14 protein-coding genes and 1 other annotated feature are annotated in these 16,502 nt (G+C 55.5%); of the genes, 5 read left to right on the plus strand and 9 right to left on the minus strand.

Annotated elements, in window-relative coordinates:
- The first annotated feature begins 418 nt into the window (after positions 1 to 418).
- The gene (locus DDA898_RS18455; protein WP_038911998.1) at positions 419 to 1,561 is read left to right on the plus strand and encodes a GGDEF domain-containing protein; all 1,143 of its coding nucleotides are present in this window, start codon (positions 419 to 421) and stop codon (positions 1,559 to 1,561) included.
- Between the two features lie 30 nt (positions 1,562 to 1,591).
- On the opposite strand, the gene tal is transcribed toward DDA898_RS18455, so the two are convergent.
- Positions 1,592 to 2,545, minus strand: coding sequence for a transaldolase (gene tal, locus DDA898_RS18460; RefSeq protein ID WP_038902124.1), 954 nt, complete (start codon positions 2,543 to 2,545; stop codon positions 1,592 to 1,594).
- A gap of 303 nt (positions 2,546 to 2,848) precedes the next feature.
- On the opposite strand from tal, the gene yaaA reads away from it, so the two are divergent.
- A complete protein-coding gene (gene yaaA / locus DDA898_RS18465) occupies positions 2,849 to 3,628 on the plus strand; it encodes a peroxide stress protein YaaA (protein WP_038902125.1) in 780 nt (259 codons plus the stop codon).
- A gap of 125 nt (positions 3,629 to 3,753) precedes the next feature.
- Here the strand turns inward: yaaA and thrC are convergent, their stop codons facing one another.
- The 4 genes from thrC to DDA898_RS18485 all read right to left on the minus strand — a co-directional run bounded on the left by thrC (position 3,754) and on the right by DDA898_RS18485 (position 9,572).
- Entirely contained in the window at positions 3,754 to 5,043 is a 1,290-nt protein-coding gene (gene thrC / locus DDA898_RS18470) for a threonine synthase (protein ID WP_038911999.1), read from the minus strand.
- 3 nt (positions 5,044 to 5,046) lie between these two features.
- Positions 5,047 to 5,976 carry a homoserine kinase gene (gene thrB, locus DDA898_RS18475; RefSeq protein WP_013319542.1) on the minus strand — a complete coding sequence of 310 codons (930 nt, stop codon included), beginning with the start codon at positions 5,974 to 5,976 and terminating at the stop codon, positions 5,047 to 5,049.
- Positions 5,977 to 5,978: 2 nt separating this feature from the next.
- Positions 5,979 to 8,435 (minus strand): bifunctional aspartate kinase/homoserine dehydrogenase I, encoded by a 2,457-nt coding sequence (thrA, locus tag DDA898_RS18480; protein WP_038912000.1) that lies wholly within the window; start codon positions 8,433 to 8,435, stop codon positions 5,979 to 5,981.
- 114 nt (positions 8,436 to 8,549) lie between these two features.
- Positions 8,550 to 8,669: a sequence feature (Thr leader region), on the minus strand.
- 201 nt (positions 8,670 to 8,870) lie between these two features.
- Positions 8,871 to 9,572: a tRNA/rRNA methyltransferase gene (locus DDA898_RS18485; RefSeq protein WP_038912001.1), complete on the minus strand. Its 702-nt coding sequence runs from the start codon at positions 9,570 to 9,572 to the stop codon at positions 8,871 to 8,873.
- Between the two features lie 562 nt (positions 9,573 to 10,134).
- Between DDA898_RS18485 and arcA the strand changes: the two genes are divergently transcribed.
- Complete coding sequence (gene arcA / locus DDA898_RS18490) at positions 10,135 to 10,851, plus strand: two-component system response regulator ArcA (RefSeq protein WP_012768295.1); 717 nt, start codon at positions 10,135 to 10,137, stop codon at positions 10,849 to 10,851.
- 108 nt (positions 10,852 to 10,959) lie between these two features.
- Here the strand turns inward: arcA and creA are convergent, their stop codons facing one another.
- Positions 10,960 to 11,436 (minus strand): protein CreA, encoded by a 477-nt coding sequence (creA, locus tag DDA898_RS18495; RefSeq protein ID WP_013319545.1) that lies wholly within the window; start codon positions 11,434 to 11,436, stop codon positions 10,960 to 10,962.
- A 202-nt stretch (positions 11,437 to 11,638) separates the two neighbouring features.
- Between creA and robA the strand changes: the two genes are divergently transcribed.
- Complete coding sequence (gene robA, locus DDA898_RS18500) at positions 11,639 to 12,505, plus strand: MDR efflux pump AcrAB transcriptional activator RobA (protein WP_013319546.1); 867 nt, start codon at positions 11,639 to 11,641, stop codon at positions 12,503 to 12,505.
- Here the strand turns inward: robA and gpmB are convergent.
- On the minus strand, positions 12,502 to 13,152 hold the full coding sequence (gene gpmB, locus DDA898_RS18505) for a 2,3-diphosphoglycerate-dependent phosphoglycerate mutase GpmB (RefSeq protein WP_013319547.1): 651 nt from the start codon (positions 13,150 to 13,152) through the stop codon (positions 12,502 to 12,504). The two genes, robA and gpmB, sit on opposite strands and share 4 nt — an antisense overlap.
- A 51-nt stretch (positions 13,153 to 13,203) precedes the next feature.
- Here gpmB and yjjX point away from each other — a divergent pair, with 51 nt between their 5' ends.
- Complete coding sequence (gene yjjX, locus DDA898_RS18510) at positions 13,204 to 13,740, plus strand: inosine/xanthosine triphosphatase (RefSeq protein WP_013319548.1); 537 nt, start codon at positions 13,204 to 13,206, stop codon at positions 13,738 to 13,740.
- A gap of 13 nt (positions 13,741 to 13,753) precedes the next feature.
- Here yjjX and trpR read toward each other — a convergent pair whose 3' ends face one another.
- Together trpR and sltY are read right to left on the minus strand one after the other, a co-directional pair.
- The gene (gene trpR, locus DDA898_RS18515) at positions 13,754 to 14,095 is read right to left on the minus strand and encodes a trp operon repressor (RefSeq protein WP_013319549.1); all 342 of its coding nucleotides are present in this window, start codon (positions 14,093 to 14,095) and stop codon (positions 13,754 to 13,756) included.
- Positions 14,096 to 14,314: 219 nt separating this feature from the next.
- Positions 14,315 to 16,246 (minus strand): murein transglycosylase, encoded by a 1,932-nt coding sequence (gene sltY / locus DDA898_RS18520; RefSeq protein WP_038912002.1) that lies wholly within the window; start codon positions 16,244 to 16,246, stop codon positions 14,315 to 14,317.
- Positions 16,247 to 16,502 lie beyond the last annotated feature (256 nt).

Below are 16,502 nucleotides of genomic sequence, written 5' to 3' on the forward strand. Positions count from 1 at the left end.
TTGTTTATCAAAAAATTTATTCTATCAATCTGATTAATTATCCGACGCGTTAAATCCATTCAAAAATTTGCTCGCTAATGCGACAATGCTCGAAATCTGCGCGGCCCCACAATAAAACGCGTTATGACCGTGCACAAAATCTAACGATTCAACGAGTTAATCCTCGTTCATCGGTTAATGTTTCTGACGATAACAATAATTAAGAGTCTACCTCAGCCTGCGTGATTCTCGCAGCCGGATTGAACAAGGAAAGTGAACGGAAACCACAACGTTAATCACGTCTGTGCGAATTCCGGGCACCATCCACGTTAACCCCATCCGCGTTAACCCGCTAAGCGAATTACCCAGCGGGGCTGGACTCTGTGAGTAAGACCATTGCCGGACAACGGCGCATTACTGGGAAATGCAGGAAAAGTGAATGAATTTCATTAAAAATCACCTTGTCAGGCTATTTGCCAATCCGGTTTCCGCTTTTGTTTTGTTTGGTCTGTTTTCGGTGACGCTGACCAGCCTGTTGCTGCTGAACTCCCGCCAGAAAGACTGGCAAGAGGAAAAACGCAATTTCGACAACATCATCCGCTTGTACGAATCCTATAATACCGGCGGCGAAATCGCCGAAAGCGATCGTTTCTACAAAGTCGGCAATTCGATGTTTTCCCGCGTGCGCATTATGGCGTTCAACACCCGCGACGTCGGCCATGAATGCATCAATCGCCTGTCGGAGCTGGATCTTTCCCTTAACGATATGGCGATTATCCGGGTATGCCAGAATCTGCTGCCGTCCGCCGGCAATCTGCCGGAAAAGAATCAACTCACCACCGTCATGCCGATTCTCTCGCCCACCGATAAACTCATCGGCTTACGCATACGCGTCACTACGCTGGGCTCCTCGCCCGGCTTTAGCAATATTGCTACCTCCTCGGCGGAAATCATCACGCTGGCCTGCATCAGCCTGATGATTGCCGTGATGGGCAGCCTGCTGTCGCTGGTCGCGAAAAAGTATCTGATTGAGTTGCCCACCACGGCGCGTTACGACGACCTGACCGGCTTTCTGCGTCGGGATGCGTTTTACCAGTCAGCCAACCGTGCGTTGAAAGCGGCGCGTCATGAGAACAAGCCGATGTGTGCCATGTTGATTGATATCGACCACTTCAAGCAGGTGAACGACACGCTGGGGCACGCGGCAGGCGACGAAGCGCTGAAAGCGGTGGCGAACGTTATTCGGCATTCGTTTCGCCGTCATGACATCCTCTGCCGTCTGGGCGGCGACGAGTTTGCCGTCGTCTTGCCCAACATTTCGCAGGAAAACGCCGTACGCGTGGCGGAACGCGTCAGAGAGGGAATCCATGAGCTCGGCCATACCTCGTCATCAATGTCGCCGGTCATTACCGTCAGCATCGGGCTGGTGGCCGTCGAGTCGCCGGACGAGGGGCTGGATGAAATCATCCGCCGCGCCGACGTTAACCTGTATCTGGCAAAAAGAACCCGCAACTGCACCATCACCATTCCGTTCGTGCAGTCTCAGGGAGCCACAGAAACGACAACGGCCAGCGCCAGCTGACCGTTTTTCGCACCGAAACTGCGGTAAACGTTACAGCAGTGCGGCGATCATTTTTTCCAGTTTTTCCTGGTCTACCGCAAACTTGCGGATACCGTCGGCCAGTTTGTCCACCGCCATCGGATCCTGATTGTGCTGCCAGTAGAATTCGGACTCGGTCAGTCTGGCCGGGCGCGCTTTCACCTCGCCGCTGTAAGACAGTTTATGCGCCACATCGCCCTGGCTTTCCGCCAGCTCTTTGAGCAGCGCCGGCGCAATGGTCAGGCGATCGCAGCCCGCCAGTTCCAGAATCTCGCCGACATTGCGGAAGCTGGCGCCCATCACTACCGTTTCATAACCGTGCTGTTTGTAATATTTGTAGATGTCGGTCACGGAGACGACGCCCGGATCTTCGTGCGGCGCAAACTCTTTCTTGTCGCTGTTGGCTTTGTACCAGTCCAGAATACGGCCCACGAACGGGGAAATCAGGAACACGCCCGCTTCGGCGCAGGCACGTGCCTGAGCAAACGAGAACAGCAGGGTCAGGTTACAGTTGATGCCTTCTTTTTCCAGCTGCTCGGCGGCGCAGATACCCTGCCAGGTGGACGCCAGTTTGATCAGAATACGGTCGTTGCTGATGCCGGCATCGTTGTACAGTTTGATCAGGCGCTTCGCTTTGGCGACGCTGGCCTTGGTGTCATAGGAAAGACGGGCGTCCACTTCGGTGGAGATGCGCCCTGGAATCAACTTGAGAATTTCCAGACCGATATTAACCGCCAGTTTGTCCGTCGCATCGACAACCTGTTGCTCACGTTTGTCGCTCTGCGCACGTGCCCAGGCCACAGCGTCATCAATCAGCGCACGGTATTCCGGGATTTGCGCGGCATTCAGAATCAGGGAAGGGTTGGTGGTGGCGTCCTGCGGCTGGTAAAGCTTCATTGCCGCGATATCGCCGGTATCCGCCACCACAGTGGTGAATTGGCGTAGGGAAGTCAGTTTATCCGTCATGTTGGCCTTTCTCATTGTTTGTGCATGAACTGGTGGCAGGAACTGTCGCCAGAGCCTGATAATAACACGCGCCCAAGCCCGCGCAAGCGGACCAGAAAAAAACCGCACGCTAGAAAAAACATATTTTTTCAATTAAAAATCAACAAAGTAAGTGTCATTGTTTTTTCTTTTCTCTCTATTTTTGATGAAAAAACGCACGAGAGCCTAAACAACGCTGATTTATCGCGCCTGTCGCAGCCATCGCCCCTTTTTTACCGGCTTTTGCTACAGTAAGGCCATTCAAGACACCAACGGGATACGTTTATGCTGATCACCCTTTCACCTGCCAAAACGCTGGATTACACCAGCCCGCTGCCTACGCAACGCTATACGCAACCCGAACTGCTGGATTATTCCCGGCAACTGATTAAACACTGCAAACAACTGACCCCGGCGGATATTGCTTCGCTGATGGGCATTAGCGACAAGCTGGCGGACCTGAATGCGGCCCGTTTTCAGGAATGGCATCCGGCGTTTTCGCCGGATAACGCGCGTCAGGCGCTGCTGGCGTTCAAAGGCGATGTCTACACCGGGCTGGCGGCGGAAGATTTCAACGAGGCGGATTTCGATTTCGCCCAACAGCATCTGCGTATTCTGTCCGGTCTGTACGGCGTGCTGCGGCCGCTGGACCTGATGCAGCCTTACCGGCTGGAAATGGGCATCCGGCTGAAAAACGACGCAGGCAACGACCTGTATAAGTTCTGGGGCGATACCATCACCGAAACGCTCAATCAGGCACTGAAAGCGCAGAACGACGATATTCTGATCAATCTGGCGTCCGACGAATACTTCAAATCCGTCAAACCGGCCAAACTCAACGCGCGGCTGATAAAACCGGTCTTTCTCGATGAAAAGAACGGCAAATTCAAGGTGATCAGCTTCTACGCCAAGAAGGCGCGCGGCCTGATGAGCCGTTTCATCATTCAGAACCGCCTGACCACGCCGGAGCAACTGAAAGACTTTGACAGCGAAGGCTATTACTTTGACGCCGCCGATTCCTCGGCTGACGAACTGATCTTCAAGCGCCACGAACGCGACGCCTGACAACACGCGTTATTCGTTAGACAAACGAATACGGCCGGAAAGCGGTTTCCCCCTTTCCGGCCGTAATGCCTTCCTGCCGTAATGCACTTCCGCGGTAATGCACTCCCGCGGTAATAAATTGAAGATTAGTGCGGCAGTTCCATCAGGAATTTGCGCAACTGCGCGAAGTCCGGCGCGAAGTGGTGTGACAGCAGCGGCTGGTCGGCGCGTTCAGCCAGCGCGGTTGGCAACGGCAGTGCCTTACCAAGAATCTCTTCCACGCTCTCCTTGAACTTCGCCGGATGGGCGGTGCCCAGGAACAGGCCGTACTCGCCCGGCTGCAACTGATCGCGCAACAAACGGTACGCAATCGCCGCATGCGGCTCAGAGGTATATCCCAACGCCTCCAGTTCCAGCATGGTAGCTTTGGTGGTCTCATCGCTCACCGCACCGAACGCCAGTTCCTTCAGTTGCCAGTTCTTGCGACGGAACAATTCTTCCACACGCGGCCAGTTGTTCGGCTGGCTCACATCCATCGCGTTGGACAACGTCGCCACAGTCGGATTCGGTTGCCAGCTTCCGTTTTGCAGAAAACGCGGCACTGTGTCGTTGGCGTTGGTGGCGGCGATAAAACGTTTCACCGGCAAGCCCAGCGATTTCGCCAGCAGACCGGCGGTCAGGTCACCGAAGTTGCCGCTCGGCACCGAGATCACCAGTTGATTGCGGGCTTCCTGCGGCAACTGCGCCACCGCTTCGAAGTAGTAGCTGATCTGCGCCAGCAGACGGCTGATGTTGATGGAGTTGGCGGAGTTCAGCCCTATCGCACGTTTCAGTTCTTCGTCATCGAACGCTTGTTTCACCAGCGCCTGACAGGCGTCGAAATCGCTGTCGACGGCGATAGTGTGGATATTGCCGCCCAGCGTACAGAACAGTTTTTCCTGCAACGGGCTGATCTTGCCGTTCGGGTACAGAATCACCACCCGCACATTCTTCAGGCCGTAAAACGCATGCGCGACCGCTGCGCCGGTGTCGCCCGAGGTGGCGGTCAGAATCGTGATCTGTTGATCGCCCGCGACTTCCGCCAGCATCTGCGCCATCAGGCGGCCGCCGAAGTCCTTGAACGCCAGCGTCGGGCCGTGAAACAGCTCCAGCGCGGCGATGTCCTCGCTCACCGGGACTACCGGCGCCGGAAAGCGGAAAGCCGCTTTAACGCGCTGATAGACGATTTCATCGGACATTTCATCACCAATGAACGCCGACAGAATGCGGCTGCTGCGGGTGACAAAATCCTGCTCCAGCAGTTCATCAATCGTCGTGCGGTCGAATTCCGGCAGCTCCAGCGGGAAAAACAGGCCCTGATTACTTCCCAGCCCTTTGCGGATCGCTTCGGCGAAATTCACCTGTTCATTGTGATCTTTCAGATTGTACAGTTTCATGCGTTATCCCAATTGTCGCGCGCCTGCGGTATCCAGACGGCAAATATGAACAAAACCTTCGTCGTTCTGCAGATAGTTTTCCCGCAGCCAGCTTGCCAGACGTTCCGCGGCGCCCATGTTATTGCACACGGAGAACAGCGTCGGCCCGGAGCCTGAAATGCCGCAGGCCAGCGCGCCCAACTCGTTGGCGGCCTGACGCGCTTCGGCAAAACCGGGCAACAGACGCGTCCGGTAAGGCTCGGCGATCACGTCTTTCATCAGGGTCGCCGCCAGTTCCGCCTGGCCGGTATGGCAGGCGTGGATAAAGCCCGCCAGATAACGGCCGTGGCTGATGCAATCCTGACGACGGTACTGCGCCGGCAGGATCGCCCGCGCTTCGGCCGTGGACACCTTGATGCCCGGATAGGCCATCACCCACAGCCAGTCGTCAAATCCCGGTACCGGCTGACTGACGATGCCCATCTCTTCCACCATCAGTTGGATGCCGCCTAGGAAGCACGGCGCCACGTTGTCGTAATGCACGCTACCGGAAATGCGTCCTTCCAGCTCGCCCATCAGCGTCAACAAACGGGTATCGTCCAACGGTTTGCCGCAGAATTCGTTCATCGCCATCAGGCCGGCGACCACCGAACAAGCGCTGGACCCCAGCCCGGAGCCGATCGGCATGTTTTTTTCCAACGTCATGGCGACCGGCACGGTCTTGCCGATCTCCTGACAGAAGCGCTCCCAGCACTGATAAACGATGTTTTCTTTCGGGTTGTCCGGCAGCTTGCTGACAAAACGCCCTTCGTTATGCAGGCTAAACAGCTCGGCTTCCCGCACGGTCACGCAATCGCCTAACAGGGTGCCGTCCACCGGCGACACCGCCGCGCCCAGCACGTCAAACCCCACGCTCACATTCCCGATGGATGCCGGGGCATAAATCTTCACCATTCTCACACTCCCACCTTCCACGACAGCGTACGCAGCAGGTCTGCAAACACCCCGGCCGCCGTTACATCATTGCCCGCCCCGTAGCCCCGCAACACCAGCGGCAGCGGCTGGTAGTAACGGCTGTAAAACGCCAGCGCGTTCTCGCCGTCCTTCACCTTGAACAGCGGATCGTTGCCGCCCACCGCGCTGATCGTCACCTGGCACTTGCCGTCGTCGATCTTGCCGACGTAGCGTAACACTTTACCTTCTGACCGCGCCGCTTCAACCCGGCGGGAAAATTCGGCGTCCAGTTCCGGCAGGCGCGCCAGGAAACTGGCGACATCGCCCTGTGCATATTCCGGCGGCAGCACGGAGTCGACCTGAATGTCATCCAGCTCCAGTTCATAACCTGCTTCACGCGCCAAAATCAGCAGCTTGCGCGCCACGTCCATTCCGGACAGGTCGTCGCGCGGATCCGGCTCGGTAAAGCCTTTCTCTTTCGCCAGCAAGGTCGCGTCGGACAGCGACATGCCTTCATCCAGCTTACCGAAGATAAAGGACAACGAACCGGACAGAATACCGTTGAAGCGAATCAGCTCATCACCGGCGTTCAGCAGGTTTTGCAGGTTTTCGATTACCGGCAGACCAGCACCGACGTTGGTGTCATACAGGAACTTGCGGCGAGATTTGGCCGCCGCCTGACGCAACTGGTGGTAATAACGCAGTGTGCCTGTGTTGGCTTTCTTGTTGGGCGTGACGACATGGAAGCCGTCCGCCAGGAAATCGGCGTATTGATCGGCAACCGCCTGGCTGGAGGTACAGTCGATGATTACCGGGTTCAGCAAGTGATACTCTTTCACCAGCCGGCTAAGCGCGGCCGGGCTAAACGGCTCACGCGCCCGCGCCAGCTCGTCGCGCCAGCGATCCATCGGAATACCGTGCACGTTGGTCAGCATCGCTTTGGAGTTGGCGATGCCGCATACCCGCACGTCGATGTGTTTTTGTTTCAGCCACGGCTGCTGACGCTGGATCTGCTCCAGCAATGCGCCGCCGACGCCGCCGACGCCAATCACGAACACGTCCAGCGCCTGATTGGTGTTGAACAGCATCTGGTGAGCCACCCGCACGCCGGTGGTCGCTACGTCATTGTTCACCACCACTGAAATCGAGCGTTCGGACGAGCCCTGAGCGATCGCCACGATGTTGATGTTGGCGCTGGCCAACGCGGTGAACAGCCGAGCCGACAGACCGCGCAGCGTGCGCATGCCGTCGCCCACCACGGAAATGATCGCCAGCCGCTGCACCACGTCCAGCGGCTCCAGCACACCCTCTTTCAGTTCCAGATAGAATTCATCTTCCAGCGTTTTGCGCGCGCGCGGCAGCTCACTCTGGGACACGCAGAAGCTGATGCTGTATTCGGAAGAGGACTGGGTGATGAGCACCACCGAGATACCGGCGCGGGACATCGCGGCGAACACACGCGCCGCCATCCCGACCATCCCTTTCATTCCGGGGCCGGAAACGTTGATCATCGCCATGTTGTTCAGGTTGGTGATGCCTTTGACCGGGTACTGGTTATCGTTGCTTTCCAGCCCGATCAGCGTGCCGGGGGCCTGAGGATTTTCGGTGTTCTTGATAAGGCAGGGAATCTGGAACTGGGCGATGGGGGCGATAGTGCGGGGGTGGAGAACTTTGGCGCCGAAGTAGGACAACTCCATCGCTTCCTGATAAGACATCGACTTCAGTAATCGCGCATCCGGCACCTGGCGTGGGTCACAGGTGTACACGCCGTCGACGTCAGTCCAGATCTCACAGCAGTCGGCCCGCAGACACGCCGCCAGCACCGCCGCCGAATAATCGGAGCCGTTGCGGCCCAGCACCACCAGCTCGCCTTTATCGTTACCGGCGGTAAAACCCGCCATCAGAATCACATGGTCAGCGGGGATCGCCTGCTCATCAATGCGACGGGTGGACTCAGCGATATCGACCGTGGATTCCAGATAATGGCCCTGCGCCAGCAGGCTGCGCACCGGGTCAATGACCGATACCTGATAACCACGCGCCTGAAATACTGCTTCCATGATGGCGATGGAGAGTTTTTCGCCCCGGCAGATAATGGCGGCGTTGACGCTGTCCGGGCACTGCCCCAGCAAGGCGATGCCATGCAGCACCTGTTTGAGTTGGCTAAATTCTTCATCCACCCGCGCTTTCAGCCGGTCATAGGCAAAACCGGGCTGGGATTGCGCCAGTCCTTGCAGCAAATCGGCAAAAATGACTTCCGCTTCGGTGATATTTGGCTGGATATCCTGTTTAGCCACGGTTTTTTCAATCATGGCCACCAAGTGGTTGGTGATTTTCGCCGGTGCCGACAACACCGTGGCGACCTGTCCCTGACGTGCATTGCTTTCGATGATATCGGCAACGCGCGCAAATCGTTCTGCGTTGGCTACCGAGGTCCCGCCAAATTTCAACACTCGCATTTTTGTCTGTTCTCCTGAACTTTCAGTTGCCAAAAACGCCGGGAGCGTTTTTGAAAGCCATTTGCAATGGCCTTACTAAGGTTGGCGGGCAAGAATAAGCCCGCAGTAACTGTAAAAAAAAAGACCCGCACTGTGAAGTGCGGGCTTTTTCTGGATTCATCTGTACGCGTCAGCCCGCACCGTTACTCGTCGTACCGGTGGTAATAATAATGGTGGTGGTAACCAGGCTGATGTGATGCATTGCGTAACGTTCTCGTAGATCGAAAAATTATCTGCTCTATTAGTTAGGGCAATCGCCCTGCTAAGTCAACGGATTTCTTTATTCCTCCCTCCACTTTACGCCAATGACGGCGGATAAAGTCTCTATGGAAAAACCAAAAACCCAAACAATGATTCAGAAAAAACAATCAACCGTGATGATTCGCCAGAGAATCCTCATTTTTCCTGATCTTCTGCCGATAGTGCTTTTTCCACATCATGCAACAGCCGATGCAACATGGCGCTATCGCGCTGCTCCAGTAACCCGAGCCGTTGTTGCAGCCAGTCGCGCAGTTTTTCATCCTGTTGTGCATCGACCCGAACCAGCAAGCGTGAAAACCGCTCGCGCAACGCCGCCAGTTGCCCGAACTCGGCCTGCGTCGGCTCGGCCGCGACCACCTGCATCAACGACGCCAGTTGATAGCAATACACCATCACCGCCTGACCCAGATTCAATGACGGATAGTCGGCCGCCATCGGCACGCCGGTCAGGATGTCCGCCAGCGCCAGTTCCTCATTGGTCAGCCCGGAATCTTCGCGCCCAAATACCAGCGCCGCAGAACTGACCCATTGACGCTTTTCCTCCAGCACGCTCAACAGTTGCGCCGGCTCGCAGTAGTAATGAAAACGGGCGCGGCTGCGGGCGGTGGTCGCCACTGTAAACTCAATATCCGCCAGCGCGTCGGCCAGCGTCGGAAAAACGTCTACTCCGTCAAGAATATCGCCGGAGCCGTGCGCCACCCAACGCGCCGCAGGCTCAAGATGAGCGGTACTGTCGACAATCCGCATCCGGCCGAAACCCATGGTTTTCATGGCACGCGCCGCCGCACCGACGTTTTCGGCCCGGGCAGGCGCCACCAAAATGATATAAAACTGCACACAACCTCCCAGCTAGCCTCCACAGGGCGCTGACAATCAGGGTTCGGCGATGATTTACGCCGGAAAATAAGTTGATACCGGGATTTGACGCCTCCCGACAGATGGCCTGAAACCACAGCCGCATTGGCGCGCGACCGGATGACGCGACGGGAATGGAAACGCTTCAGCTATCAGCATTTATTATGCCGCAGCGAATATAAAAATGTTAAATTGTGATAGATAGCGGTATTCGTAGTGCGTTTTCCACAAATTGCTAACGTGCTACAATGAAATTTGATATATGTCAATGGAACCGTAGATTTGCCAGTCGGCGAAATCAGTGCTCACTGTTATGTTGCTGTTAATAAGGTTAAACTGTGCGCCACAATAAGCTCTGTTGAAAAACCTCATCGCCACCTGTTATCAGGCGCGCGTCGGGTGGAAACAAGTGCTTCAAAACGTATTTACGTACTTGAGTCAGTCGGCGAAAAAACGGTGAACACGATTTCCCAAAGCGCCCGAGAGAACCAGGACTTCTGTACTTTCGAATCTCTATATTAGTTGGCAATTTTAGGTAGCAAACATGCAGACCCCCCACATTCTTATTGTAGAAGACGAGTTGGTAACTCGTAACACCCTCAAAAGTATTTTTGAGGCCGAGGGATACGTTGTTCACGAAGCCACCGACGGCGCCGAGATGCATAACATCCTGTCTGAACATGACATCAATCTGGTCATTATGGACATCAACCTGCCGGGCAAGAATGGTTTGTTGCTGGCGCGTGAACTGCGAGAGCAGGCGAGCGTGGCGCTGATGTTCCTGACCGGACGCGATAACGAAGTCGACAAAATCCTGGGCCTGGAAATCGGCGCGGACGACTATATCACCAAACCGTTCAACCCACGTGAACTGACCATCCGCGCACGCAATCTGCTGTCCCGCACCATGAATCTGGGCGGCGGCACCGAAGAGCGTCGTCTGGTGGAAAGCTACCGCTTCAACGGCTGGGAACTGGATATCAACAGCCGCTCGCTGGTCAGCCCGAACGGCGAGCAGTACAAACTGCCGCGCAGCGAATTCCGCGCCATGCTGCACTTCTGCGAGAACCCTGGAAAAATCCAGTCCCGTGCCGAGCTGCTGAAGAAAATGACCGGCCGCGAGTTGAAACCGCATGACCGCACGGTCGACGTTACCATTCGTCGTATCCGCAAACATTTCGAATCCACCGCCGATACGCCGGAAATCATCGCCACTATTCACGGCGAAGGTTATCGCTTCTGCGGCGATCTGGAAGACTGATTCTCAGCGCGCTTATCATGCGCCAGTACGTAAAAAAGCCGGGTCTACCCCGGCTTCTTTATTTCTGCTTTATTTCTGCGATCTTTTTATTTCTGGGATAGACAGCCGTTACTTGCTCCAGGGCAGAATAGGCACCGCGCTGAGCGCATTTTTCGGCGACCCTTCCACCAGACGATCGGAATAGGTCAGGTAAACCAGCGCATTGCGTTTCGCATCGTAAAAACGCACCACCTGCAGTTTCTTGAAAATCAGCGACGTGCGCTGCTGAAACACCACGCTACCTTTTCCCTTGCTGCCGGTAATCTTGTCGCTCAGAGTAATCGGCCCCACCTGCTGACAAGAAATGGCGGCATCCGACGTATCCTCCGCCAGGCCAAGCCCCCCCTTGATGCCGCCGGTTTTGGCTCGGCTCAGATAGCAGGTCACGTTTGTCACATCCGGATCGTCAAACGCTTCCACGATGATTTTGTGGTCCGGCCCCAACAGCTTAAAGACCGTATCCACAGAGCCGATTTCCTCAGCCCAGACCGACGTTACACCGCAGAGCAGAACCGCAGCCATCAAAACAATTCGTCTTTTCATCATTGCCTTTCTCTCACTTTGTCGCCGCCATGGCGTAGTTTCTGTGGTTCAAAGACCGTTTGTCGGATAGATTTCTTTAGCAGCCTATGTTAATCAGATTCTTTATACATAAGGCACAAAAATCTTGGTAAGTGCCCCAGGAAAAAAGTTGCTATTATGCCGGGCTTATACGCTTAGCTCTCGGTGTGTTCTATGAGGACGATCTATGGATCAAGCCAGTATCATACGTGACCTGCTCAACTGGCTGGAGGGTCATCTTGACCAGCCTTTATCGCTGGATAATGTCGCAGCCAAGGCCGGCTATTCCAAGTGGCATTTGCAGAGAATGTTCAAGGACGTAACGGGTCATGCCATCGGTTCATACATTCGTGCCCGTCGGCTCACCAAAGCGGCTGTCGCACTGTGTCTGACCAGTCGCCCGATTCTTGATATCGCCTTGCAGTACCGTTTCGATTCGCAACAGACGTTCACTCGGGCGTTCAAAAAGCAGTTTGCCCAGACCCCGGCGTCCTATCGTCGGTCGGATGACTGGAATACCTTCGGTATCCATCCACCGATTCGTCTTGGCGCCTTTACCATGCCGCAACCGCAATTCATCACCTTGCCGGAAACGCAGTTGGTTGGTCTGACCCAGAGCTATACCTGCAACCTGGAGCAAATTACCTGTTTTCGTACCGAAATACGCGTCCATTTCTGGCGACAATATCTGGGAGAGGCCAAACAGGTACCGCCGGTGTTATATGGTCTGCACCATTCTCGTCCAAGCAAGGAGAAGGATGATGAACATGAAGTGCTGTATACCACCGCGCTAGAGCCGCATCATGTTCCGGAAGGCGTTCATCCTGGCGAACCGGCAGTATTGCCGAGCGGCGACTATGCGATGTTTATCTACGAAGGCCCGGCGGATGATTTGCAGGATTTCATTATTACCCTGTACGACACCTGCCTGCCGACCTATAAACTGACCCGTCGCAAAGGTTTTGATGCTGAACGCTTTTACCCCAAAGGCCACAAAGAAACCGAACCGCCCAAAATCATCCGCTGCGAATACCTGATTCCAATTCAGCGTTAACGCTGCAATTCATCCAATGCCGGAGCGTCAAGATGGGAGATGTCTCCGGCGGTTTCCACTATCCATCCGGGCGCCAGCCAGGGGCTCTGTTGATAATCGACGCGAGACAATGAACAGTTGCGCAGCCGCAGGCGACGCTCCGCCCAGGCCGGTAATCCCAGTAACGTACTCAGCAAACAGCCCAGCGCAATACCGTGACTCACCAGCAGTGGACGGCTGCCTTCCGGCAGCGCCAGACACTTTGTCAATACGCGTTGCATACGCAGAGCCAGTTCCGACATAGACTCGCCGTCGGGAATTCGGCCATCGCGGGTGCCATCCACCAACTGTTTACGCCAGCGCTCTTCTTCAGGGCTTAGCGAATCAATCAGCCTTTCTTCCAGCACGCCCATGTTCAGCTCTCTCAGAGAGGGCTCCATGATAACAGGGCAGTTTCCGCAAGCCTGCGAGATGATGTCGGCAGTGCGACGGGTGCGCCCCAGATCGCTGGTAAAAATATGGGTAATTCCCAGCTTCTTTACCCTTTCAGCAACCAGCCGGGCCTGATGCTCGCCACCCAGGGTCAGCGGACTGTCCGACTGCCCCTGAATGCGCCGCGCCACGTTCCACTCTGTTTCACCATGGCGAACAAGATATACCTGTAACATGATTTTTTTCCGTTATACTGCGTCAAATTAACTACAAGGTAGGGAAACATTATGTACCATGTTGTCGCTTCTACGACCAACCCGGCCAAGATTAACGCCATCACTTTAGCATTTGCCGACGTTTTTGGTGTGGATAATTGCCGCATCGAAGGGGTTGATGTGGATAGCGGGGTCCCCAGTCAACCGCTAGGTTCCGTCGAAACCCGCACGGGCGCCAGGAATCGTGTGATGAGGGCGCGACAGGTCCGTCCGGAAGCCGATTTCTGGGTAGGCGTGGAAGCCGGCATTGAAGAAAGCATGACGTTCGCCTGGATGGTGATTGAAAATGCGGTCATCCGCGGTGAATCCCGTTCAGCCAGCCTGGTATTACCGGAAAGCATTCTGCAGGGAATTGGTGAAGGCCGCGAGCTAGGCGATGAAATGGCCCGGCTCACCGGCATTCAGGATATCAAACGTCAGGGCGGCGCGATTGGCGTCTTCACGGATGGCAAACTGTCGAGAACCAGCGTGTATTATCAGGCGTTGCTGCTGGCGCTGGTGCCGTTTCATAATCCGGTTTATCAGCACCCGATTCATGTGCCGGTTTGATCGCTTCCGAACGCTAGTCCTTCTTCTCTGGTAGCTCTGGTAGCAATTGTTCCTCCAGCCAGACTTTCAGCCTGGTCGGGGCGGATTTGAGGCTGTTGGAACCTCGGGTGATGGTCGCAATGCCCGCGCCCAGCTCATTTTTTAGTTCACGCTGGCTCATCTCGCCGCGCATCAATTCCTGAATAATACGTACCCGGGTTCCCAGCGCGGTTCTCTCATCTGGAGTTAACAGCAGTTGCAGCAGCGGTTGTTCCAACCCTTCCGCCATCGCCTGTTGGAACAGGCTGACAAACGCCTGCCAGTTTTCATCGTCTTGTTCGGAAAATACCGGATCATGAAGTGAAGGTGATGTCATAACGGGCACCATACTATTAAACTAGTACACCAGCATAACATACTCTTCATAACGAAAAAAAGCGTAAAAAATAGGATAAACACCCGCCTTAGCGAGACGGGCGTAAGGTAATGACTACTCGCATGATGAAATCTTTCTTCATCTGCGTATCTTCACTCGCGTATTTTCATCCGCGTAAGGCGGGAAATGCGTATCTCAGGCAATCCCCGCTGACAGTTGTTAGTAACGCCGCTGCCACTCGTTGTCCATCAGCAACGTTGTCGGGCGCTGTTGCATCAGGCTACGGTAGAAAACGTCATATGCCAGTACATTTTTGACGTATCCCCGCGTCTCGGAAAACGGAATACTTTCCACAAACGCGATGGCGTCAATCCGACCATCGCTGTCCTTCAGCCAGTTAGTCACCCGCGATGGACCGGCATTGTAAGCAGCGGATGCCAGAATACGGTTCTGGCCGAACGACTGATAAACATAATCCAGATAACTGGTGCCAAGCTGGATATTCATCTGCGGATCCAGCAGCTGGCTACTGTTGCTATAGCTGGCGATATTAAACATTTCGGCGGTGTGCTGCGCGGTGGCCGGCATCAACTGCATCAGGCCGGCCGCCCCCACAGCGGAACGCGCTTGCGGGTTCCAGGCGCTTTCCTGACGGGCAATCGCCATCGCATAACTCTGGCTGATGCCCTTGCCTTGCGTCGCCCGGCGGAAATCGTCATTCCATGCCAGCGGGAAGCGCTCTTCCAGGTTGTCCCAGAGTTTCGCCACAATCGTGGCCTGAACGCTCAGGTCATACCAATGCTGTTCAAACGCAAAACGCGCCAGCGCTTCCTGCTGCGGACGATCCCGGCTGGCCACCAGCCCCGCCCACTCGGAACGAGCGAGGCTTTCCAGTCCCCAGAACATCAGTTCGCGTACCCGCGCCACTTCCGGTAGCTGCCCAATCGAGCGCTCCGGCTTGGCGGCAATCATAATGGTCAGTGGATAGTTCACATTAAGCTTCTGCGCGGCGGCCATCGGGTAAAAACCTCGAATCGACATCAGTTCGCGCAGTTGTGTCTCGCCTTCCTGCTTCTGCCCTTGTTCGATAAGCAGTATCGCACGCCAGTAACGCCATTCATCCTTTTGCTGCACATCGGCCGGCAAGCGCGCTATCCACTGCTTCAGCCCGGGCCTGTCCCCCTGCCCCAGCGCCATGCGAACACGCCGCTCCAGCAACGGCGCCGAGGCGCTGCGCAGAATTACGGCATCGCGCCAACGAGCCTGTTCATCGGTGGTATCGCTGCCCATCAAGCGCCAGGCGATGTCATCCTCCATGCTCTGGCGCTCCTGCGGGCGAATTTTCTGCAGGCGAATCAGCTGCGGCAGTAACGCCCGCGCCTCATCCGGCTCCTGGCGGGCAATGCGGCTGAACGCCGATAATACTGCTCTTCGGGTAAAATCCGTCGGGCCGACAGAGCGGGCGAAGCGCTCGATAGTTTTAGGGTTGCTTTGCAATCTCAGCAACGCATCGGTGATGGTCTTGTAATCCGCCGGCAATTGTCTGGAAAGATGATTAACCAGACCTGCGCTGCCCGCATCTATCGCCAGTCGCATCCGCTCAAGGACCATGAGCGATGTCAACCCGCCCTGCTGCTGCCAGGCTGAAAATAGCTTGTCGCAGGTCGGCGGCAATGAACGGCCGGTCAGCCAGATATCGCGGGTTTGTTCCCAGACGCCTTGCTGCTGGCCCACCATGACTTTGGCATACAAGTAGTTGCATAGAGAAGCGACTGGCTTGGGTTGTTCTGGACTGAACACCAGCAGTCCATTCCAGTCCTGACGACGAGCCAGTTCATTGATAAAACTGTTATTGAGCGTATGCACCGCAGGCAGCGTCGGATGCGAAGCCATAAACTGTTTGACCTGAGCCTCGCTGACCGTCGACAAATCCTGCGTCAGCGCCCGGTATTCCAGATAAGGGTAAAGCGGGTAATCGCGTAGCGTTGGCATTAACTGGGAAACCACATCCATCTGGTTATTATCCCACGCGGACTTTATTTGCTGATAACGCTGTCGCTGCTCATCCAGCGAATCCGCCAGCGCCTGGCACGATACCCCAATAAGACACAGTGCGGCGGCCATATAGCGCCAATACCCTAATTTGAACATAACTGCCCTGACCTCACTCGTTATCGTTTCCGCCATTACCCGCCGAACGCCGCCATCAACGCTCACGACCATCGCGCCATACATCGCCCTATACCCATGACGACCGCATTCCATCGACTAACGTTGGTTTTTTCAAACTAAATCAGTGTGGCATATCCTGCCCGGCAACGATACGCCGAAAGCAGCGTAAAACAGAACGAAATTCGCTGCGTTAACATCCTTTTACCAGAACGCCCGCAGTTTCGGCTGATATCCG

The organism is Dickeya dadantii NCPPB 898, assembly GCF_000406145.1.
GTDB lineage: Bacteria > Pseudomonadota > Gammaproteobacteria > Enterobacterales > Enterobacteriaceae > Dickeya > Dickeya dadantii.